The sequence below is a fragment of the Pantoea sp. AG702 genome (genome assembly GCF_003182295.1).
Taxonomy (GTDB): Bacteria; Pseudomonadota; Gammaproteobacteria; order Enterobacterales; family Enterobacteriaceae; genus Pantoea; species Pantoea ananatis.
The window spans coordinates 581352-603346 of sequence record NZ_QGTU01000002.1; the positions used below are offsets into that span (position 1 = coordinate 581352).

A 21995-nucleotide genomic window follows, 5' to 3' on the forward strand; every position below is an offset into this window, starting at 1 on the left:
TCTTTGTGCTTTAAATCCCATTTTAGATTTCGCAGTCCGGGTGACCCGGCTGAATTGAGAATATATTTATTATGTTAATCAAAATGTTGACCAAAGTTTTTGGTAGCAGCAACGATCGTACTTTGCGCCGTATGCGTAAAAACGTTGATATCATCAACAAGATGGAGCCGGAATTCGAAGCGCTCTCTGATGAAGAACTGAAAGCCAAAACTGAGCTGTTCCGTGAGCGCCTGAAAAAAGGGGAATCACTCGAAAGCCTGATTCCTGAAGCTTTTGCGACGGTACGTGAAGCCAGTAAGCGTGTGTTTGGCATGCGCCACTTCGACGTGCAGCTGATTGGCGGGATGGTGCTGAATAACCGCTGTATTGCAGAGATGCGCACCGGTGAAGGTAAAACCCTGACGGCAACCCTGCCAGCCTATTTGAACGCGTTAACCGGAAAAGGCGTACACGTCGTTACCGTCAACGATTATCTGGCCCAGCGTGATGCGGAAAATAACCGCCCCCTGTTTGAGTTCCTTGGCCTGAGCGTCGGGATCAACATGTCAGGCCTGCCTTCCGTCGCCAAACGTGAAGCTTATGCCGCAGACATTACTTATGGTACCAACAACGAATACGGTTTCGACTACCTGCGTGACAACATGGCGTTCAGCCCTGACGAGCGCGTACAGCGTAAGCTGCACTATGCACTGGTGGATGAGGTTGACTCCATCCTGATTGATGAAGCCCGTACGCCATTAATCATCTCGGGTCCGGCAGAAGACAGTTCAGACCTGTACACCAAAGTGAATAAAATCATTCCTCATCTGATTCGTCAGGAAAAAGAAGACTCAGACAATTTCCAGGGCGAAGGTGACTACTGGGTTGATGAGAAAGCGCGCCAGGCACATATGAGCGAGCGCGGCCTGGTCAAAGTTGAAGAACTGCTGGTGAGCCAGGGCATCATGGTAGAAGGTGAGTCGCTTTATTCACCGACCAATATCATGCTGATGCACCACGTTACCGCTGCGCTTCGCGCCCATGCGCTGTTCACGCGTGACGTTGATTACATCGTCAAAGAGGGTGAAGTTGTCATTGTTGATGAGCACACGGGTCGTACGATGCAGGGCCGGCGTTGGTCAGATGGTCTGCATCAGGCCGTTGAAGCCAAAGAAGGCGTTGAAATTCAAAACGAAAACCAGACGCTGGCGTCAATCACCTTCCAGAATTACTTCCGCCTCTACGACAAGCTGGCAGGGATGACCGGTACGGCTGATACAGAAGCGTTTGAGTTCAGTTCCATCTACAAACTCGACACGATTGTTGTCCCGACCAACCGTCCGATGGTGCGTAAAGATCTTGCCGATCTGGTTTATATGACCGAGAAAGAGAAGATTGACGCCATCATCGAAGATATTCGTGAGCGTACGGCTAACGGGCAGCCGGTTCTGGTGGGTACGATCTCCATCGAAAAATCAGAAGTGGTATCGAACGAGCTGACACGTGCAGGCATTAAACACAACGTACTGAATGCTAAGTTTCACGCCCGCGAAGCGGACATCGTGGCGCAGGCTGGTCAACCAGGCGCGGTTACCATCGCGACAAACATGGCGGGCCGTGGTACCGATATCATGCTGGGCGGTAGCTGGCATGCGGACGTTGCCGAGCTTGAAAACCCAACCGATGCGCAAATCGACGAGATTAAAGCCGCCTGGCAGATTCGTCATGATGCGGTGCTGGCCTCTGGCGGTCTGCATATCGTGGGTACTGAGCGCCATGAATCTCGCCGTATCGATAACCAGCTGCGCGGTCGTGCAGGCCGTCAGGGTGACGCCGGTTCTTCACGCTTCTACCTGTCAATGGAAGATGCGCTGATGCGTATCTTTGCTTCGGATCGTGTTTCAAACATGATGCGCAAGCTGGGCATGAAACCTGGCGAGGCCATTGAGCATCCGTGGGTGACCAAAGCCATTGCCAACGCACAGCGTAAAGTGGAAAGCCGTAACTTCGATATTCGTAAGCAGCTGCTGGAATATGACGACGTGGCCAACGATCAGCGTCGTGCTATCTACAGCCAGCGTAATGAACTGCTGGATGTGTCCGATGTATCAGACACTATCAACAGCATTCGCGAAGACGTCTATAAATCCATTATCGACAGCTACATTCCACCTCAGTCGCTGGAAGAAATGTGGGATGTACCGGGCCTTGAAGAGCGCCTGCGTAACGACTTCGATCTGGATCTGCCGATTAGCGAATGGCTGGACAAAGAACCGGATCTGCATGAAGAGACACTGCGTGAACGTATCATGACGCACGCGGCCGAAAGTTATGCGGCAAAAGAAGAGATTGTCGGCGCAGAAATGATGCGCAACTTTGAAAAAGGCGTCATGCTGCAAACGCTGGATTCGCTGTGGAAAGAGCACCTGGCCGCAATGGACTATCTGCGTCAGGGCATCCACCTGCGTGGCTATGCGCAAAAAGATCCTAAGCAGGAATATAAGCGTGAATCTTTTGCCATGTTTGCCGCGATGCTGGAAACGCTGAAGTACGAAGTGATCAGCACGCTGAGCAAAGTCCAGGTGCGCATGCCGGAAGAGGTTGAAGCGATGGAGCAACAGCGTCGTGAAGAGGCCGAGCGTCTGGCGCAACAGCAGCATCTGAGCCACGCCAGCGAAGAAATTCTGGCAGCGGAATCTCTTGCGCAGCAGGGTGGTGAGCGCAAAGTGGGGCGTAACGATCCTTGTCCGTGCGGTTCAGGTAAAAAATACAAACAGTGTCACGGTCGTCTGGCCTGATAAGCGGTTAACGAAAAGGAGCCACTGGCTCCTTTTTTTTTACTTTTCCGCTGACCATTCGGCCCCCTGAGCGGTTAACAACCTGCTTAACATGTTTTAGAATCAGCCCTCATTCACCCACTCTTCGGGATATTTTCATGAAGCACCTGCAGGTTGCAGTCGGCATCATTCGTAATGCCAGTAAACAAATTTTCCTTGCCCAGCGTGCGGCCTCTTCCTATATGGCCAATAAATGGGAATTTCCCGGCGGCAAAATTGAAGCCGGTGAGAGCGCAGAGGAAGGGCTGGTGCGCGAACTGGCCGAAGAAACCGGGATTGAAGTGACGCAGGCGCGGGCAATTGGCACGAAAGATCACACTTACGATGACCTGCGCGTGACGCTGCACTTTTTTCTGGTGGAAGGCTGGAAAGGAGAACCCTGGGGCAAAGAAGGGCAACCACAGCGTTGGGTCGATCAACAGGCGCTGATCGCCGATGAGTTTCCTGCGGCGAATCATGAGCTGATCGCACGTCTGGTGGCGGGCGAACTTTAACAGAGTGGGGCAACAAAGCCCCACGTCTCACTCAGCGCTCTTCCTCACTCCAGTTGTCGCTGTCGTTTAAATCATCACTGCTGGGAATGCGCTTCTCTTCCGCCGCCCATTCGCCCAGATCGATCAACTGACAGCGTTTACTGCAAAATGGCCGCCACGGACTGAGTTCATCCCAGATCACCGTTTTACCGCACTGTGGACATTCCACCGTCATTATCTCTTCCTGCATGTTCACCTCTAACAACAGGCCAGTTGGAAATTCAGGCGCGCAGGCACTTCGCCGCGCTCACTGTCCAATGGCATAAAACGAATCGCAAAACGGCTTTTATGGCCTGAAACCTGAGGATACAGCGCATCCTCCATTTCCAGCTGCAGCCGCAGTAAATCAGCGCCTTCAGCATTATCCTGGTAAAACCCATTCAAACTGGTTTGTAAACGGTAGGTGCCTGACTGGCGAATCAAATCCAGCAACATCGCCAGCGTACTGTGCAGCGGGATAAGCGTTTCCATCCAGCGCGTCACCTGCGCGTCGCGCGTCGCCTGGGGCAGGTGCAGCCAGATGTGCAGGCCGGGTAAATCAAAGCTACAGCATCCGCCGGGAATGCTGAGTCGCTGGCGCACCAGGGCAATCAGACGATCTTCCCGCAGCTGCTGGCCCATTCGTGGGGCGCTGTTAAGCAAAACAGACTGCGCTTTGAGTTTGTCACGCAATGCATCGACCACGGACATATCGACACCGGGGACATCCGCCCAGGCGCGCAGTTTCGTTTGCTGGCGTTCAAGTTCTTTCAGCAACTCGGTGCGCATGTCGCCGCGCTCGAAGATATCCAGTAATTCGCCAACCAGGCGGAAAAAAGTCAGTGCCGTGGCGGTGTTTTCCAGCGGCATAATGTCATGCAGCTGGTCGATCAAAAATTCCACGCGCAGCCAGGTACGCATTTTTTCATTCAGTGGATGTTCAAACAGAACGACTGTACTCATGGGTTAATCCTGTCTCGTTGCCGCAAGCTTTAGATAAAGCTGATGAAGCTTGGCAACCTGGGGTAGCGCCTTTTCAGGTGCGCCACTGTTATCAATAATATCGTCAGCACAGTCAAGGCGCTGTTGGCGAGTGGCCTGTGCTGCAAGAATACGTTTAGCCTGCTCAAGAGAAACATTATCGCGCTGCAGCGTTCGTCTGAGCTGCGTCTCTTCGTCGGTATCGACCACCAGCACGCGATCGGCCTGGCGCTGCAGCCGGTTTTCGACCAGCAAGGGCACGACCCACAAAACATAAGGTGAGGCCGCCTGAGCTTTAAGCTGTTGCGTCCGGGCATTAATAAGCGGGTGAAGCAGCGCGTTTAACCAGTTTTTCTCATCGGGCGTCGCAAAGATGATTTCTCTAAGCCGTGAACGTTGCAAGGTTCCCTGTTCGGTCAATATCGCATCGCCATAGCGTTCGATAATGGCCTGAAGCGCTGGCGTGCCGGGTTCAACGACTTCGCGTGCAATGACATCCGCATCAATGATATCGACACCGGACGCAGCAAAATACCCGGCAATCGTACTTTTACCGCTGCCAATTCCGCCAGTCAGCGCCACGGTGTAGGGGGGATTTCTCACTCGAACTCTCTTAGTCGGTCAGTATCACGCAGGTCAACGCGTCGTTACAGGAAAAAATGCGTGCCGGATCACACTAAAAATCCGCATCTGAATGTAATGGATTGTAGCGTAAATAAAGTGAAATTCGCAGTCTTGTTGCGGCTGGAATGGCGCGTATCATGAGACAGGGAAAACCCTGATGGCGTCATGTACGGCAGTGTATAACCTCTTACCAGGACACGATGTATGCGCATTGAAGAAGATTTGAAACTGGGATTTAAAGACGTACTGATTCGCCCCAAGCGCTCCACGCTGAAAAGTCGCTCACAGGTTGAGCTGGATCGCCGATTCACCTTTAAGCATTCCGGTCTGAGCTGGAGCGGCGTCCCGGTTATCGCCGCCAATATGGATACCGTTGGCACCTTTATGATGGCTGAGGCGCTGGCAGGTTTTCATCTTTTAACGGCCGTCCATAAGCATTACAGCGTGGAAGAGTGGCGGGCCTTTGTTCAGCGCGTGCCGGGTTCAGTACTGAACTATGTCATGGTTTCAACCGGTACCTCGGATGCCGATCTCAATAAACTGATTGCGATCATGGCGATCTCCGATGCGCTACAATTTATCTGCATCGACGTCGCCAACGGCTACTCTGAACACTTTGTTGATTTCCTGAAGCGTGCCCGTGAAACGTTTCCCGGCAAGACAATCTGCGCGGGTAACGTGGTAACCGGTGAGATGGTGGAAGAGCTCATCCTGTCTGGGGCGGATATCGTCAAAGTGGGCATTGGGCCTGGCTCAGTTTGCACCACGCGAGTCAAAACGGGTGTCGGCTATCCCCAGCTTTCTGCGGTTATTGAATGTGCCGATGCAGCGCACGGTCTGAGCGGTCAGATCGTCAGCGACGGTGGCTGCAGCGTACCCGGCGATATCGCAAAAGCCTTTGGTGGTGGCGCAGACTTCGTCATGTTGGGCGGCATGCTGGCGGCGCATGATGAGTGCGAAGGTCGTATAACAGAAGAAAACGGTGAGCGTTTCATGCTGTTCTACGGCATGAGTTCAGAATCGGCCATGAAGCGTCATGCCGGTAGCGTCGCAGAATACCGCGCGGCCGAAGGCAAAACGGTGAAGCTTCCGTTACGCGGGCCGGTAGAGGAAACCCTCCGCGATATCCTTGGTGGTCTTCGTTCTGCCTGCACCTATGTTGGCGCTGAGCGTCTGAAAGAGTTAACCAAGCGCACCACCTTTATTCGGGTCGCCGAGCAGGAAAACCGAACCTTTAATCGTTAAGGTTGCCTGCTGCGTATGCAGTAAGGGCTATACAGCGCCTTTACTGCATCGCTTCTCCCAGCCCAAACACCGGCAAATACATGGCAATCACCAGCGTGCCAACGATGCCGCCAATCACCACCATCATGACAGGCTCCAGCGAGGCGGCAAGGTTATCAGCCCGCACCAGCGTTTGCCCTTCATGCCATTCAGCCAGGCGCGCCAGCATCACATCCAGTGCGCCAGCCTCTTCCCCCACGCGAATCAACTGGCTGCAGAGCGGACTAAATAAGGGATGATTGCTCAGCGCCAGATACAGGGGATTACCCTGCGCAATGTGGTTCTGTAGCAGCCTGATGGCGTCCTGCCACAGTCGCGAGGACAGGGTGACTTTCGCTGCCTCAAGTCCCTGTAGCAGCGTGAGGCCAGCCTGCTGCGTCAACTGGAGAACGCTGTAGATTTGTGTCAGCTGATTGCCCTGCCATAGCCCGCCAACGATCGGAATGTGCATCAAAACGCGCTGTTCGCGCCGCTGCCAGTTTTCAGAACGCCGCCGCCACTGTTGCCACCCTGCGACCAGCAGAATAATCAATCCACTTAGCGGGAATCCCCATGCCTGTAATCGCTCAGAGAGCCCGATCACGGCCGCAGTGAACGCAGGCAAGGGAGCATTGAAGGAAGCATACACGGAAACAAACTCCGGCAAGACGAACAGCAGCATGCCGCAGGTAACGGTCAGTGCGACGGCCAGAATAAACAGCGGATAGCGCAGCGCCTTGATCACCTTGCTCCGCAAATGTTGCTGGCGCGTTTGCTGCTGTGCCAGCTGCTCGCAGCAGACATCCAACTGGCCCGTCAGCTCACCCACCTCCATGAGCGCCGGGTAAAGCGGGGGAAATATTTGCGGCCACTGTCGTAAGGCGCTGGAAAAAGGTTCGCCCGCTAATATCTGATGTTGTAGGGCCAGCATCAAGGCTCGCCAGGGCGCCTGCGAATGTCCTTCGGCAAGCAGGCTCAGGCTTTGTGACAGAGGAAGGCCTGCCTTAAGCAGCGTGGCGAGCTGGCGAATCAAATCAATTTTGTGCTGCCACTTCCAGTCTCTTCGCCGCATCACCTTTCCCCGCGTCCAGCTGACGGGCAGTAAATGACGCTGTGCCAGGTCAGAAAACAACGTCTCGCCGTCAGGCGCAAGATGGTGGCCCGTTTGCAACCTTCCGCTGCCGTCTACCGCATGCCAGCGATACACATAAAGGCTAGTCATTATCCAGTCCGACAACGCGCTGCATTTCTTCCAGGGAGGTATCCCCACGGCTGACGGCTTCAAGACCTGATGCCAGCAGGGTGCGCATGCCCTGCTGTTTTGCCAGACTCAGCAAGCCCTCAAGTGGCATTTCGGCGGCAATGGCGTTTTGTAACTTAGCCGTTATGGGCAGTAATTCAAACAAGGCCAGCCGACCAAAATAACCGGAGAAGCAGTGATCGCAGCCCGGCGCCCGCCAGGTTTGTAACGTTCCGGGCCAAAGTGAGGCGGGAAAGTGGGCAACCGCCTGTGCTGGCTTACGGCAGTGAGGGCACAAACGCCTGACCAGCCGCTGGGCAACGATTAGACGAAGTGCGGAACCCAGCAGATAACCGGGAATGCCCATTTGACGCAAGCGCGTCAGGGTTTCCGCTGTCGAGTTAGTATGCAGGGTAGAGAGAACCAGATGACCGGTCTGGGCTGCCTTAACGGCAATCTCCGCCGTCTCGCCGTCACGTATTTCACCGACCATCATCACGTCCGGATCCTGACGTAACAGGGCGCGTAACACGCGATTAAAATCAAGGCCATACTTTGGATTAATCTGGGTCTGGTTGATACCGGGGAGAGGAATTTCAACAGGATCTTCCACGCTGCAGACATTCTTATCAGGCTGGTTGATCGCGCTCAGGCCACTGTAAAGCGTGAAGGTTTTGCCACTCCCGGTAGGGCCCGTTACCAAAATCAGCCCTTGTGGCTGCCTGAGCGCGGCGGTCAGAAGGCGTAACTGCGCGGTGGGTAATCCCAGCTTATCCAGCGACAAGGCCGCGCCCTCACTCTGAAGCAGGCGAACGACGGCTTTTTCGCCGCCCTGAACGGGCAGGGTAGAGAGCCGAAAAGAGGCCGATTTTCCGTCAATGTCACAACTAAACTGTCCGTCCTGAGGCAGGCGCCGTTCGGCAATATCCAGACCGGCCAGAATTTTCAGTCGTGCCAGCAGCGCAGCCGGTTGTGTATCAAACTGCAGGGGGAGAGAATGCAGGACCCCGTCAATCCGCAGGCGAATACGCAGAGTGCTCTGATAAGGTTCGATATGAATATCCGATGCACGACGCAGAGTTGCCTGGCGCAAAAGCTGACTGGCCGTATCAATGGTCGATTCGCCGGGAGCTTTTTCATTGGCCACCAAAGGTTTACGCATCGATTCAAACTGTTCTATCCGGGCACGAGGCCAGCACTCCACCTCTGCCTGACACTGGCTGGCAAACTGTAATGCCTCCATCAGGCCCGCCGGGACGCTTTCAGGAACGGCAAGGCGCAAGTGTGTCGCACTGTGCTCAAGGACAATCGCCCGAAAGCGCTGGCAGATGAGCGCAATCGCATCATCAGACGTGGGCATAGGCACCTCCCCGATCGGCAAAGCGGAACTGCTCCTGACAATTATCACGTAGCGTGGTGTTAGCGCTGGTACAGGTGCGCTGCCACTGAATGCTGCCTTCATTGCTGTCCCACACGGGCAGCATTTCAACGCTTAGCCCGTTAAGGCTTTCCTGTCCGGTCAGGGTGATCGTGCCGTTCACGACGGTGACCGCTGAAACATACCGTGATGTTGTGCCTTGCGGAATCCCTCGCTGCCCGGCCTGGCAGGCGTCCGGGCCGCCGCGTTCAATGGCGCAAAGCTCAACCGCCGTTTTAAACGGCACCATCGTTTGCAGCATGTCGGTCAGCGCGGCGCGCTGCAGATAATTTTGGTAGGCGGGCAACCCAATAGCGCTGAGTATTGCCACGATGCCGACCACAATCATTAACTCGACCAGCGTGAATCCACGTTGAGAGATCATTGCATTACCTCCTGAATAAGAAGGTCGCAGTTTAAAAAGCCTGTGATGGCGTTAACAGCAGCAAAAGGAAAGAGTGGAAAAGGGCAGGCAGTAAATACAGCGGGTTACAGCAATACAGCGGTTACGCTGGAAGAAATAGCACAAAACAGGCCGTGCCAAGCGGCACGGCACAAGCTGTTATTTAGCGTCAAAGCGCATAGAAAGATCCAGGGCATGGACATGTTTAGTCAGTGCGCCGACGGAAACATAGTCCACACCGGTCTGAGCAATCTCCTGGATCGTCGTTTCGGTCACGTTGCCTGAGACTTCCAGCAGCGCACGGCCCTCGGTTATCTTCACCGCCTCGCGCATCTCATCCAGCGTGAAGTTGTCCAGCATGACGATGTCGGCCGACGCCGTAAGCGCGTCCTGTAGCTCCTTTAACGACTCAACTTCGACTTCGACCGGTACATCCGGATAGAGCCAGGAGGCTTTTTCCACGGCCTCGCGAATCGAACCACTGGCAATGATATGATTTTCTTTAATCAAAAAGGCATCTGACAGACCCAGACGGTGATTGCTGCCGCCACCGCACAGCACCGCATATTTCAAAGCTGTGCGCAGCCCTGGTAGGGTTTTGCGTGTATCCAGAAGCTGAGTCTGTGTGCCTTCCAGCAGCGCAACATAGCGACTGACTTCGGTGGCAACGCCAGACAGCGTTTGCACAAAGTTCAGGGCGGTGCGTTCGGCGGTGAGCAACAGGCGGGCAGGGCCCTCGATTTCAAACAGCAGTTGATCCGGCGTAAGCGTTTGGCCATCTTCCACGTGCCATGTCAGCGCGGTATAGGCACCCAACTGGTTGAAGACTTCCTCTACCCAGCGTTTACCACAAAAAACACCGGCTTCGCGGGTAATCACCCGGGCGTGGGCGCGACTTTCGGCGGGCAACAGTTGGGCGGTAATATCCCGTTCGCTGTCTACCTCACCGCCAAGATCTTCCTGTAATGCGCGTGCGACCGTTTCAGGAATATCATTTTCAATACGTTCAAGCAGCGCACTCCGGCGACTGTCAGGATCATAGCGACGCACAGACATAGCGTTCAGCTCCAGCAAAAGACAGATAACAGTGGGATTACCATATCCTGGATAACAAAGCGGTGCCAGCCCCGAGGGGATTTTTGTTTAGTATACTTAACAAACGGGCGAGAGTGAGGAGAGCGCGGCGCATTTTGGCGCAATAATGCCTTAGAATTCATGCTATTCTCAATTCGACTTCGCGATGAGAAATCAGTATGAAATTAGAACATGGATGGCTGACCGGTGTGCGCCAGGTACCGTCACCCCACTGTAATGAACGGCCGCACAACGAGGCGCCCTCTCTTCTGGTCATTCATAATATCAGCCTGCCGCCTGGCGAATATGGCGGGCCGTGGATCGATAAACTGTTCACGGGCACACTGCCCTCAGACGCGCATCCCTACTTTGCTGATATCGCGCATTTGCGCGTTGCAGCCCACTGCTTAATTCGTCGTGATGGCGAGATTGTGCAATATGTTCCTTTTGATCAACGCGCCTGGCATGCAGGCATATCGCAGTTTGAAGGGCGGGAAAACTGCAACGACTTCTCCATCGGTATCGAGCTGGAAGGAACGGACGTTGAGCCCTATACCGAAGCGCAATACCACGCGCTGCATCAGGTCACGCAAATTTTGTTACAGCACTATCCGATAACGCCTGCTCGCATTACCGGACACAGCGACATTGCACCGGGACGTAAAACCGATCCCGGACCGGCGTTTAACTGGCAATATTATCTGCAGCGGTTACCGCAACAAAAATCGTGATTCATCTGGAGTAACTATGACGTTATTTACCTTGTTACTGGTTTTAGGTTGGGAGCGGCTGTTTAAGCTGGGAGAGCACTGGCAACTGGATCATCGGCTTGAACCTGTTTTTCGTCGCCGTCGGCAGGTTTCCCTCATGCGTACTCTGTTGATGTTGTTGGTCGTGATGGCATTGACTGCGCTGGTGGTGTGGAGCCTGAAAGGGATTCTGTTTGGGATCCCGCAGCTTGTGTTCTGGATTGTGGTGGGATTACTGTGCATCGGTGCCGGTGTGGTGCGTCAGCATTATCATGCCTATCTGCAGGCGGCGAGTCGGGATGAGGCGGCCGCGCATCAGGCGATGGCGGCAGAACTGACCTTGATCCACGGCGTGCCGGTTGAATGCAGCGAACGCGAATTTTTACGCGAGTTACAAAACGCCCTTATCTGGATTAACTTTCGTTTCTATCTGGCGCCAATGTTCTGGTTTGTGGTGGGCGGCGCATGGGGGCCAGTTTTACTGGTCGGCTACGCCTTTTTACGGGCCTGGCAAAGCTGGTTGGCAAAACACGGTACGCCAATGGCGCGCGCGCAATCAGGCGTAGACACGCTTTTGCATCTGGTTGACTGGATCCCGGTCCGCCTGGCGGGCGTTGCCTATGCGCTGCTGGGGCATGGTGAAAAAGCGTTGCCTGCCTGGTTTGCATCATTAACCGACAGGCATCGCTCTCAATACCATGTGCTGACGACGCTGGCACAGTTTTCGCTGGCCCGCGATCCTCATACTGATAAGGTTGCTACGCCACGTGTTGCGGTGGCGCTGGCAAAACGCATTTCACTGGTATTAGTGGTGGTCGTGGCGCTCTTGACCATTTACGGGACGCTGGTGTAATCCGCAGGTGGCACGCCAAAATCCGGTGTGCCATCTTCACGCCAGTAAAAATATTTCAGGCGCGTGTGGCGGTTGCCATCCCACAGTGGATCCCCTTCAATTTCCGTATAGTTGCGCGCATGGTAGACCAGCAGATCCCGCCCCGCTTCATCCTGGGTAAAACAGCTGTGCCCAGGGCCGTACTGGCGGTTCTCCCAACTGGTTGAGAATACCGGCCGCGCTGACTTCTGCCAGGCCAGGGCATTAAGCGGATCGGCATCACGCGGAATCGACAGCAGGCCCATACAATAATTCTCATCCGTTGCGCTGGCGGAATAGGTAATAAAAAGCCGATCGCCATGCACTATCGCCGCCGCCCCTTCATTAACACTAAAGCCTGCGCACTCCCATTCATATTCCGGACGGCTCAGCATGACCGGTTTACCTTTAAGCGTCCATGGGTTGCGCAGCTCCGCAAGATAGAGGTTGGAATTGCCCGGAATGCCGGGATCTTTCTGCGCCCATAAATACCAGTTTTTACCCTGATGAACGAAGTGAGTGGCATCCAGCGAGAAGCTGTCGATATGGCTCAAAACCTGGCGTACAGGCTGCCAGCGGCCGCTGAGCGGATCCTCACCCTCGCAAACCAGCGCATACATGCGGTGCTGAAACAGCCCGTCTTTGATGTCACGCGAGGGCGCTGCGGCAAAATAGATGACCCATTGACCGTCAATGTGATGCAGCTCCGGCGCCCAAATCAGCTCGCTGAAGGGACCGATATCGGGCTTGTGCCAGATCACCACCGGCTCCGCGTGGCGTAAGTCCATTAGCGTACTGGCGCGTCGGATTTCCAGACGATCGTATTCCGGCACAGAGGCAATAAAGTAGTAGTGCTCTCTGTGGCGCAGGATAAAAGGATCGGCACGCCGTTCGATAAAGGGGTTCGGCCAGTGTTCACTCATTTCAGTGCTCCTGTCTGGATCTCGCTCAGCGGCTGGTTGCTGCCCGACTGTGCCGCGATGCGACGCAGGGCAAGATCGCGTTGGATGGTTTGCATTAAGGTACGATCCACTTTCATCAGTCGTACTACGCCCGCGGTAATCAAATAGCCGATGCCAGGAATAACGGTAAACAGCAGCACGATGCCGTTAATCGCCTGGGCGGATTGCTGCTTAGCTCCCGCATCGTAACCGTAAGCGGAGAGCAGGAACCCCACCATCGCCCCTGCTACCGCTAACCCGACCTTGAGAAAGAACAGGTTGCCTGAAAAGCTGATACCCGTGATGCGCTTGCCAGTTTTCCATTCACCGTAGTCATCCACGTCTGCCATCAGGGACCAGTGCAGGGGGGAAGGAATTTGATGCAGGATATTCAGCAGGAAGTAAGCGATAACGATTGCTACGGTGGCATGAGGATCAAGCCCGTAGAAGCCGCAGGAGAACAGGGCCAGGACAATATTAGTCCAGAAAAAGACTTTCAGCTTGCACCAGCGATCGGTCAGCACTTTGGCCAGCGTACTGCCCAGCATCATGCCCACCACGCCAAGGCTGATAAACAGCGTCGCAAAGTGCGGCGTTTGGCCCATTACCCAGGTCACGTAATACATGGTCGCCGCCATACGAATAAACCCCGGACACACGTTGCAGAGCGTGAGCAGCAGGATGCGCACCCATTGGTCATTCTTCCAGACATCGCGCAAATCGTTTTTCAGGTCATCATTTGTCGGCACGGCAGGATGAATACGTTCACGGACGTTTGCGAAACAGAACAGGAACATCGCCAGGCCGACCAGGGCCAGTACGCCCATCGCCATTTGGTAGCCGCGCGCTTTATTGTCGCCGCCAAACCACTCTGCCATGGGCAGTAAAGACAGCGAGAGAATCAGCGTGGCAATCCCCACCATCACAAAACGGTACGACTGACAGGATACACGCTCGCCAGGATCGTTAGTGATCACGCCACCCAGCGAGCAGTAGGGGATATTGATCGCGGTGTAGGTCAGGGACATGAAAAAATAGGTCACAAACGCCCAGATAACTTTGCTGTGATAGCTCCAGTCAGGCGTGGTAAACATCAGCACACTGAATATAACGTAGGGCACCGATACCCACAGCAGCCAGGGGCGAAAGCGCCCCCAGCGGCTTTGGGTTCTGTCGGCAATCGCGCCCATTATCGGATCGGTAATGGCATCCAGAATCCGGACGGAGAGTAACAGCACACCGACCAGCGCCGGGGCTAAGCCAAATACGTCGGTATAGAAATAGCTGAGAAATAACATGACGGCACCGCCAATCATGTTGCAGCCGGCATCACCCATGCCGTAACCCAGCTTTTCTCTGAACGAGAGGGTTTTACCTGTCATTAATGTTTCCTGCAGAACAATTAAACAGAAAAGAAGTATTAATGTTTAATCAGCAGGATGAGCGGCAATAAATCGTTGCGATGATGGACAAAACAGCCATGCGAGAAGAAGTGTGAACCGCGTCGGGTCTGGTGACGGCCCACCCGCTGAATAATGGCTGCGGGTGGGCAGGGGGATCAGGCTTTTTGCGTCTTATTTTTGACGAAATAGCCAATAGCAAGAACGATCAGCCAGACAGGAATCAACCAGACGGAGATGGCCATCCCCGGCGTCATGGCCATCAGAACCAGAATGCCGGCCAGGAACACCAGGCAAATCCAGTTACCCAGCGGGTAGAGAACGGCCTTGAATCGGGTGGTTACGCCTTGCTGATTTTTCTTTTTACGGAATTTCAGGTGCGCCAGGCTAATCATCGCCCAGTTGATGACCAGGGCAGAAACGACCAGCGACATCAACAGGCCAAACGCTTCAGCCGGCATAAGAAAGTTGAGCAGTACACACAATGCCGTGGCAACGGCCGACACCAGAATACTCATCACGGGCACACCGCGACGGTCCACGTTCAGCAGCGCTTTAGGTGCATTGCCCTGCTGCGCCAGACCAAACAGCATACGGCTGTTACAGTAAACGCAGCTGTTATAGACCGACAGCGCCGCAGTCAGAATGACGACGTTCAGCGCGTTAGCCACCATCGCATCGCCCAGCTCGTGGAAAATAAACACAAACGGGCTGGTTTCTGCGGTTACGCGCGTCCACGGCATTAAAGAAAGCAGTACCGCCAGCGAACCGATATAAAAGATCAGAATACGCCACAGCACCTGATTAGTGGCTTTAGGAATCGTGGTTTCAGGATTGTCCGCTTCGGCAGCCGTAATCCCTACCAGCTCCAGTCCGCCGAACGAAAACATAATAATGGCCATGACCATCACCAGTCCGCCCAGGCCGTTGGGCATAAAGCCGCCTTGCTCCCACAGGTTGCGCACGGTGGCCTGTGGACCGCCGGTACCGCTAAACAGCAGCCAGCCGCCGAACAGGATCATGGCAATAACCGCAATCACCTTAATAATGGCGAACCAGAACTCCATCTCACCAAACACTTTTACATTGGTCAGGTTAACGGCGTTGATCAGCACAAAGAAGATGGCGGCTGAGGCCCAGGTAGGAAAATCAGGCCACCAGAACTGGATATACTTGCCCACCGCGCTTAGCTCGGCCATCGCCACCAGCACATACAGGACCCAGTAGTTCCAGCCGGAGGCAAAACCGGCGAAGTTGCCCCAGTATTTGTAAGCGAAATGGCTGAAGCTGCCGGCGACCGGCTCCTCGACGACCATTTCGCCGAGTTGGCGCATGATTAAAAAAGCGATAAATCCGGCAATGGCATAGCCTAAAATAACGGCCGGGCCAGCGGATTTGATAACCGACGCACTGCCCAGAAACAGGCCGGTTCCCACTGCACCACCCAGGGCAATCAACTGAATATGGCGGTTTTTTAAACCGCGCTTCAGCGATTCGCCGTGCTGTTGTTCCATACACACCTCATGATGTTGTTATTCTTCGCCGCAGGATGCTCTGACTGTAAAGAATTAAATACACGTAAGACTGATATTTTTAGGGAATCTGACTTGCGTAATGCCGCCAGCTGTAACCTGCCGACCAGAATAGTGATAAGCGCAGGGCTTTGCACCTGCTTTCGCTTTACCTGTTACGAGTTGGCTGAAAAAGAAGCAGCGGAAAAAGGGGGGATGTTGACGAGGTGGGTAAAAAACGAACCTGAACGCAGCGAAAGGAAAGCGCAGCGAGCTAAATCGGTTTAACTGGGAGCTTTGTGTAATTTTAGGTAAACCCGAAAAAATTTAACATTGAGTTAACACCCTGTTTTCCACTTTTCAACTCAACAGTTAATGCAAAAGCACAGCCTTACGTCACCTTAATGTCACCGATGCCGTATAGACACAAGGTGAATACTTTGTTACTTTACGGGCTCCTTTTTTGAATTGGTATTACCAATTTACTTTATCAGACAGGCACACTAAGAAGGGAAGATGGCTTACATTAAGATTCGTCAACCCAAACTCTCCGATGCCATTGAGCAGCAACTTGAATCCCTGATTATGGAAGGGACGCTGCAGCCGGGAGAGAAGTTGCTCCCCGAGCGCGAACTCGCCAAACAATTCGATGTTTCACGTCCGTCTCTCCGTGAGGCAATCCAGCGTTTAGAAGCGAAAGGATTGTTACTACGCCGTCAGGGCGGCGGAACATTTGTACAGAAACATCTCTGGCAGAGCGTGAGCGATCCTCTCGTTGGGCTTCTTGCCGAGCATCCGGAATCGCAGTTTGACCTGTTGGAAACGCGCCACGCGTTAGAAGGCATCGCCGCTTACTATGCCGCGCTGCGCGGTACAGAAGAGGATTTACAGCGGATTCGCGACTGCCATCTTCATATTCAGCAGGCGCAGGACAGCGGCGATCTCGACGCTGAAGCAGACGCAGTAATGAAGTATCAGATCGCTGTCACAGAAGCAGCCCATAATGTCGTGCTTTTGCATTTGCTACGATCAATGGGACCTATGCTGGAACAGAACGTTCGACAGAATTTTGAATTGCTCTACTCGCGCCGGGAAATGCTGGCGAAAGTGAGCGGTCACCGCGCCAGAATTTTCGAGGCGATTGTGGCTCGTGAGCCGGAACAAGCACGCGAGGCTTCACACCGTCACCTGGCGTTCATTGAGGAAATCTTGCTGGACAGAAGTCGGGAGCAGAGCCGTCGAGAACGCTCCCTGCGTCGTTTACAGCAACGTAAGGAATAACGTGCGGCAAAGATCGTGCGAACATGTGCGACGAGCCTGTCTCCCTGACGTTAACAGGCTCCCGATTTTTCAACGTATTAGACACAGATAAGGAATACCCCCATGTCAGAACGTTTACACAATGACGTGGATCCGATTGAAACTCGTGACTGGCTACAGGCGATCGAATCGGTCATCCGTGAAGAAGGTGTTGAACGTGCACAGTATCTGATTGATCAGGTGCTGAGTGCAGCCCGCAAAGGCGGTGTGAAAGTTGCTGGCGGTGCTGCCGCAATCAGTAACTACATCAACTCTATTGCCGTTGAAGATGAACCGGATTATCCGGGCAACACCTCACTTGAACGTCGTATCCGTTCCGCCATTCGCTGGAACGCCATCATGTCGGTGCTGCGCGCATCGAAGAAAGATCTGGAACTTGGCGGCCACATGTCCTCCTTCCAGTCTTCTGCCACCATCTATGAAGTGTGTTTTAACCACTTCTTCCGCGCGCGCAGTGAAAAAGACGGCGGCGATCTGGTGTACTTCCAGGGCCACATTTCTCCGGGTATCTATGCCCGTGCTTTCCTGGAAGGTCGTCTGACTGAAGAGCAGATGAATAACTTCCGTCAGGAAGTGGACGGTAAAGGTCTGTCCTCTTATCCGCATCCTAAACTGATGCCGGAATTCTGGCAGTTCCCGACCGTCTCCATGGGTCTGGGCCCACTCAATGCCATCTATCAGGCTAAATTCCTGAAATATCTGGAACACCGTGGTCTGAAAGATACCTCAGGTCAGACCGTTTACGCTTTCCTGGGCGACGGCGAGATGGATGAGCCAGAATCCAAAGGTGCGATCACCATCGCCACCCGTGAAAAACTGGATAACCTGGTTTTCATCATCAACTGTAACCTGCAGCGTCTGGATGGACCGGTCACCGGTAACGGTAAGATCATCAACGAGCTGGAAGGCATTTTTGCCGGTGCTGGCTGGGAAGTGATCAAGGTTATCTGGGGCGGTCGTTGGGATGAACTGCTGCGTAATGACACCAGCGGTAAACTGATCCAGCTGATGAACGAAACCGTTGACGGCGACTACCAGACGTTTAAGTCACGTGATGGTGCCTATGTGCGTGAGCACTTCTTCGGCAAATATCCGGAAACCGCAGCCCTGGTGAAAGACTGGTCAGATGATGAAATCTGGGCACTGAACCGTGGTGGTCACGATCCGAAGAAGATCTATGCGGCACTGAAAAAAGCGCAGGACACCAAAGGCAAGCCTGTTCTGATCCTGGCCCATACCATTAAAGGTTATGGTATGGGCGACACCGCCGAAGGTAAGAACATCGCGCACCAGGTGAAGAAGATGAACATGGATGGCGTTCGCTACATCCGCGATCGCTTCAACGTGCCGGTCGAAGACGACAAGATCGAATCTCTGCCTTACATCACCTTCGATAAAGGCTCTGAAGAGTACAACTACCTGCACGGCCAGCGTGAGAAGTTAGGCGGTTACCTGCCATCACGTCAGCCGAAGTTCACTGAAAAGCTGGAAATGCCAGCGCTGGAAGAGTTCAGTGCGCTGCTTGAAGAGCAGAACAAAGAGATCTCTACCACCATCGCGTTCGTGCGTGCACTGAATGTGATGCTGAAGAACAAATCGATCAAAGATCGCCTGGTGCCTATCCTTGCGGATGAAGCCCGTACCTTTGGTATGGAAGGCCTGTTCCGTCAGATTGGTATCTACAGCCCGAACGGTCAGCAGTACACACCGCAGGACCGTGAGCAGGTGGCTTACTATAAAGAAGATGAGAAAGGTCAGATTCTGCAGGAAGGGATTAACGAGCTGGGCGCAGGATCATCCTGGCTGGCGGCGGCAACCTCTTACAGCACCAACAACCTGCCGATGATTCCGTTCTACATCTATTATTCGATGTTCGGATTCCAGCGTATTGGCGATCTGATGTGGCTGGCGGGCGACCAACAGGCGCGTGGCTTCCTGGTCGGCGGTACATCAGGCCGTACCACCCTGAACGGCGAAGGTTTGCAGCATGAAGATGGCCACAGCCATATTCAGTCACTGACGATCCCTAACTGTATCTCCTACGATCCGTCGTATGCCTACGAAGTGGCAGTCATCATGCATGACGGTCTGGTTCGTATGTACGGCGAAGCGCAGGAAAATATTTATTACTACATCACCACGCTGAACGAAAACTACCACATGCCAGCGATGCCGAAAGGTGCCGAGGAAGGTATCCGTAAAGGTATCTACAAGCTGGAAACCGTTGAGGGTAGCAAAGGTAAAGTTCAGCTCTTGGGTTCAGGCTCTATCCTGCGTCACGTGCGTGAAGCTGCCCAGATTCTGGCGACCGATTACGGCATTGGTTCAGACGTTTACAGCGTCACCTCGTTCACCGAGCTGGCCCGCGATGGTCAGGACTGTGAGCGCTGGAACATGCTGCATCCAACGGAAGCCCCACGCGTGCCTTACATCGCTCAGGTGATGAACGAAGCGCCAGCCGTGGCCTCCACCGACTACATGAAGCTGTTCGCTGAGCAGGTTCGCAGCTATGTGCCTTCAAGCGATTACCGCGTGCTGGGTACGGATGGCTTTGGCCGCTCTGACAGTCGTGAAAATCTGCGTCACCACTTTGAAGTGGATGCATCTTACGTTGTGGTTGCCGCGCTGGGTGAACTGGCTAAACGTGGCGAAATCGATAAGAAAGTCGTGGCGGATGCGATCGTGAAGTTCAAGATCGATGCCGATAAAGTTAACCCGCGTCTGGCTTAAGAGGTAACAGAGTAATGGCTATTGAAATCAAGGTACCAGATATCGGGTCAGACGAAGTTGAAGTCACCGAAATTCTGGTCAAGGTTGGCGACAAGGTGGAAGCCGAGCAGCCGCTGATCACCGTGGAAGGCGATAAAGCCTCTATGGAAGTTCCCTCGCCGCAGGCTGGCGTGGTGAAAGAGATCAAAATCGCAACCGGTGACAAAGTGGAAACCGGTTCGCTGATCATGATGTTTGACGCAGAAGCCGCTGCAGAAGCAGCCCCTGCCGCCGCCGAAGAGAAGAAAGCGGACGCGGCGCCTGCGCCAGCCGCTGCTGCGGCCAGTGCCAGCAAAGAAGTTGCTGTGCCGGATATCGGCGGTGACGAAGTTGAAGTCACTGAGATTCTGGTTAAGGTTGGCGATAAAGTCGAAGCCGAGCAGTCACTTATTGTCGTCGAAGGTGACAAAGCGTCAATGGAAGTTCCGGCTCCGTTCGCGGGTGTGGTCAAAGAGATCACCATTGCGACCGGCGACAAAGTCAGCACCGGTTCAGCCATCATGGTCTTTGAAGCAGAAGGTGCAGCACCGGCCTCTGATGCGAAGCCAGAAGTGAAAGAAGAAGCGGCATCGGCACCTGCCGCGGCTGCGGGCGCAAAAGACGTTAACGTTCCGGATATCGGGGGAGACGAAGTTGAAGTCACCGAGATCCTCGTTAAGGTTGGCGACAAGGTGGAAGCCGAGCAGTCACTGATCGTTGTTGAAGGCGACAAAGCCTCTATGGAAGTGCCGGCACCGTTTGCGGGTCTCGTCAAAGAGCTGAAAGTCGCGACGGGCGATAAAGTCAGCACCGGCTCACTGATTATGGTCTTCGAAGTTGAAGGTGCTGCTCCGGCTGCCCCTGCGGCTGCGAAACAGGAAGCCGCACCGGCGCCTGCTGCCAAATCTGAAGCGAAAGCCGCAGCAGCACCTGCCGCCGCTAAAACAGAGAGCAAAGGTGAGTTTGCAGAGAACGACGCTTACGTTCACGCTACCCCGGTCATTCGTCGTCTGGCGCGTGAATTTGGCGTTAACCTGGCCAAAGTTAAAGGCACAGGTCGTAAAGGCCGTATTCTGAAAGAAGACGTTCAGGCTTACGTTAAAGATGCCGTGAAACGCGCAGAAGCCGCGCCAGCCGCCGCCAGCGGTGGCGGCCTGCCGGGCATGCTGCCATGGCCAAAAGTTGACTTCAGTAAGTTTGGTGAAGTTGAAGAAGTGGAGCTGGGCCGTATCCAGAAAATCTCGGGTGCGAACCTGAGCCGTAACTGGGTCATGATCCCACACGTTACGCACTTCGACAAAACCGATATTACCGAGCTTGAAGCTTTCCGTAAGCAACAGAACGCCGAAGCGGAGAAGCGTAAGCTGGACGTGAAATACACGCCAGTGGTCTTCATCATGAAAGCGGTGGCGGCGGCGCTTGAGCAGATGCCACGCTTTAACAGCTCACTGTCTGAAGATGCGCAGAAGCTGACGTTGAAAAAGTACATCAACATCGGTGTGGCGGTGGATACGCCAAACGGCCTGGTGGTTCCGGTCTTTAAAGACGTGAACAAGAAGGGCATCACAGAACTGTCTCGTGAACTGATGGCGATCTCTAAAAAGGCGCGCGATGGCAAACTAACCGCAGGCGACATGCAGGGCGGCTGTTTCACCATCTCCAGCCTTGGCGGCCTGGGCACCACCCACTTTGCGCCGATTGTTAACGCGCCAGAAGTGGCCATCCTGGGTGTGTCAAAGTCAGCGATGGAGCCAGTGTGGAACGGTAAAGAGTTTGCACCACGTCTGATGATGCCAATCTCTCTGTCCTTCGATCACCGCGTTATCGACGGTGCAGACGGCGCACGTTTCATTACCATTATTGGCAATATGCTGTCAGACATTCGTCGTCTGGTTATGTAAAAAGCGCAAAAGGCCGGCAAATGCCGGCCTTTTTGTAACATTCAGGGCACCGCGGTTGGCAGTTTATTAACAATTCTGTAAACTCTTGCGGTGAACATGTCCCGGTGGAATAAGGACATCATGAGCCTATTCCATTAGGCATAATTGGCGCAGTCAGCTTGCGTACCTGCCACGCAAACCCGTCAACGGTGGGGTGGTAGCAACATACGCAATATGGCCAGTTA

Annotated in this window: 18 protein-coding genes; 8 read left to right on the forward strand and 10 right to left on the reverse strand. The window is 54.0% G+C overall.

Annotated features, from left to right (window positions below; all coding sequences use genetic code 11):
* Positions 1-71: 71 nt before the first annotated feature.
* Entirely contained in the window at positions 72-2777 is a 2706-nt protein-coding gene (secA, locus tag DFO57_RS09015; RefSeq protein WP_013024621.1) for a preprotein translocase subunit SecA, read from the forward strand.
* Positions 2778-2914: 137 nt separating this feature from the next.
* Positions 2915-3310, forward strand: a complete 396-nt coding sequence (gene mutT, locus DFO57_RS09020; RefSeq protein ID WP_013024622.1) for an 8-oxo-dGTP diphosphatase MutT — start codon at positions 2915-2917, stop codon at positions 3308-3310.
* Between the two features lie 31 nt (positions 3311-3341).
* On the opposite strand, the gene yacG is transcribed toward mutT, so the two are convergent.
* Genes yacG through coaE form a run of 3 tightly spaced genes read right to left on the reverse strand, consistent with a single transcriptional unit; the run spans position 3342 to position 4912 of the window.
* The gene (yacG, locus tag DFO57_RS09025; protein WP_014606584.1) at positions 3342-3539 is read right to left on the reverse strand and encodes a DNA gyrase inhibitor YacG; all 198 of its coding nucleotides are present in this window, start codon (positions 3537-3539) and stop codon (positions 3342-3344) included.
* 8 nt (positions 3540-3547) lie between these two features.
* Positions 3548-4291, reverse strand: coding sequence for a cell division protein ZapD (gene zapD / locus DFO57_RS09030; protein ID WP_013024624.1), 744 nt, complete (start codon positions 4289-4291; stop codon positions 3548-3550).
* A gap of 3 nt (positions 4292-4294) precedes the next feature.
* On the reverse strand, positions 4295-4912 hold the full coding sequence (gene coaE / locus DFO57_RS09035) for a dephospho-CoA kinase (protein ID WP_014606583.1): 618 nt from the start codon (positions 4910-4912) through the stop codon (positions 4295-4297).
* A 225-nt stretch (positions 4913-5137) separates the two neighbouring features.
* On the opposite strand from coaE, the gene DFO57_RS09040 reads away from it, so the two are divergent.
* Positions 5138-6178 carry a GMP reductase gene (locus DFO57_RS09040; RefSeq protein WP_013024626.1) on the forward strand — a complete coding sequence of 347 codons (1041 nt, stop codon included), beginning with the start codon at positions 5138-5140 and terminating at the stop codon, positions 6176-6178.
* A 40-nt stretch (positions 6179-6218) separates the two neighbouring features.
* Here the strand turns inward: DFO57_RS09040 and hofC are convergent, their stop codons facing one another.
* The 4 genes from hofC to nadC all read right to left on the reverse strand — a co-directional run bounded on the left by hofC (position 6219) and on the right by nadC (position 10312).
* Complete coding sequence (gene hofC / locus DFO57_RS09045) at positions 6219-7418, reverse strand: protein transport protein HofC (protein ID WP_089517591.1); 1200 nt, start codon at positions 7416-7418, stop codon at positions 6219-6221.
* On the reverse strand, positions 7411-8796 hold the full coding sequence (gene gspE / locus DFO57_RS09050) for a type II secretion system protein GspE (RefSeq protein ID WP_029571013.1): 1386 nt from the start codon (positions 8794-8796) through the stop codon (positions 7411-7413). Before gspE ends, hofC begins: the two co-directional genes overlap by 8 nt.
* On the reverse strand, positions 8783-9238 hold the full coding sequence (gene ppdD, locus DFO57_RS09055; protein WP_014606580.1) for a prepilin peptidase-dependent pilin: 456 nt from the start codon (positions 9236-9238) through the stop codon (positions 8783-8785). Before ppdD ends, gspE begins: the two co-directional genes overlap by 14 nt.
* A 177-nt stretch (positions 9239-9415) precedes the next feature.
* The gene (nadC, locus tag DFO57_RS09060; protein WP_019106426.1) at positions 9416-10312 is read right to left on the reverse strand and encodes a carboxylating nicotinate-nucleotide diphosphorylase; all 897 of its coding nucleotides are present in this window, start codon (positions 10310-10312) and stop codon (positions 9416-9418) included.
* A 197-nt stretch (positions 10313-10509) separates the two neighbouring features.
* Here nadC and ampD point away from each other — a divergent pair, with 197 nt between their 5' ends.
* The gene (ampD, locus tag DFO57_RS09065; RefSeq protein WP_014592923.1) at positions 10510-11061 is read left to right on the forward strand and encodes a 1,6-anhydro-N-acetylmuramyl-L-alanine amidase AmpD; all 552 of its coding nucleotides are present in this window, start codon (positions 10510-10512) and stop codon (positions 11059-11061) included.
* A 16-nt stretch (positions 11062-11077) separates the two neighbouring features.
* A complete protein-coding gene (gene ampE, locus DFO57_RS09070) occupies positions 11078-11932 on the forward strand; it encodes a beta-lactamase regulator AmpE (RefSeq protein WP_013024632.1) in 855 nt (284 codons plus the stop codon).
* On the opposite strand, the gene DFO57_RS09075 is transcribed toward ampE, so the two are convergent.
* The 3 genes from DFO57_RS09075 to aroP form a co-directional block, all read right to left on the reverse strand.
* A complete protein-coding gene (locus tag DFO57_RS09075; RefSeq protein ID WP_015700951.1) occupies positions 11914-12873 on the reverse strand; it encodes a family 43 glycosylhydrolase in 960 nt (319 codons plus the stop codon). The genes ampE and DFO57_RS09075 overlap by 19 nt on opposite strands.
* Entirely contained in the window at positions 12870-14273 is a 1404-nt protein-coding gene (locus tag DFO57_RS09080) for a glycoside-pentoside-hexuronide (GPH):cation symporter (RefSeq protein WP_029571016.1), read from the reverse strand. Before DFO57_RS09080 ends, DFO57_RS09075 begins: the two co-directional genes overlap by 4 nt.
* Positions 14274-14449: 176 nt before the next feature.
* Entirely contained in the window at positions 14450-15805 is a 1356-nt protein-coding gene (gene aroP, locus DFO57_RS09085) for an aromatic amino acid transporter AroP (protein ID WP_014592927.1), read from the reverse strand.
* Between the two features lie 513 nt (positions 15806-16318).
* On the opposite strand from aroP, the gene pdhR reads away from it, so the two are divergent.
* From pdhR to aceF, 3 genes are all read left to right on the forward strand, one after another.
* Entirely contained in the window at positions 16319-17083 is a 765-nt protein-coding gene (gene pdhR / locus DFO57_RS09090) for a pyruvate dehydrogenase complex transcriptional repressor PdhR (protein ID WP_013024636.1), read from the forward strand.
* A 102-nt stretch (positions 17084-17185) separates the two neighbouring features.
* Entirely contained in the window at positions 17186-19852 is a 2667-nt protein-coding gene (aceE, locus tag DFO57_RS09095; protein WP_014592928.1) for a pyruvate dehydrogenase (acetyl-transferring), homodimeric type, read from the forward strand.
* A 14-nt stretch (positions 19853-19866) separates the two neighbouring features.
* Complete coding sequence (gene aceF / locus DFO57_RS09100) at positions 19867-21771, forward strand: pyruvate dehydrogenase complex dihydrolipoyllysine-residue acetyltransferase (RefSeq protein ID WP_110015287.1); 1905 nt, start codon at positions 19867-19869, stop codon at positions 21769-21771.
* Positions 21772-21995 lie beyond the last annotated feature (224 nt).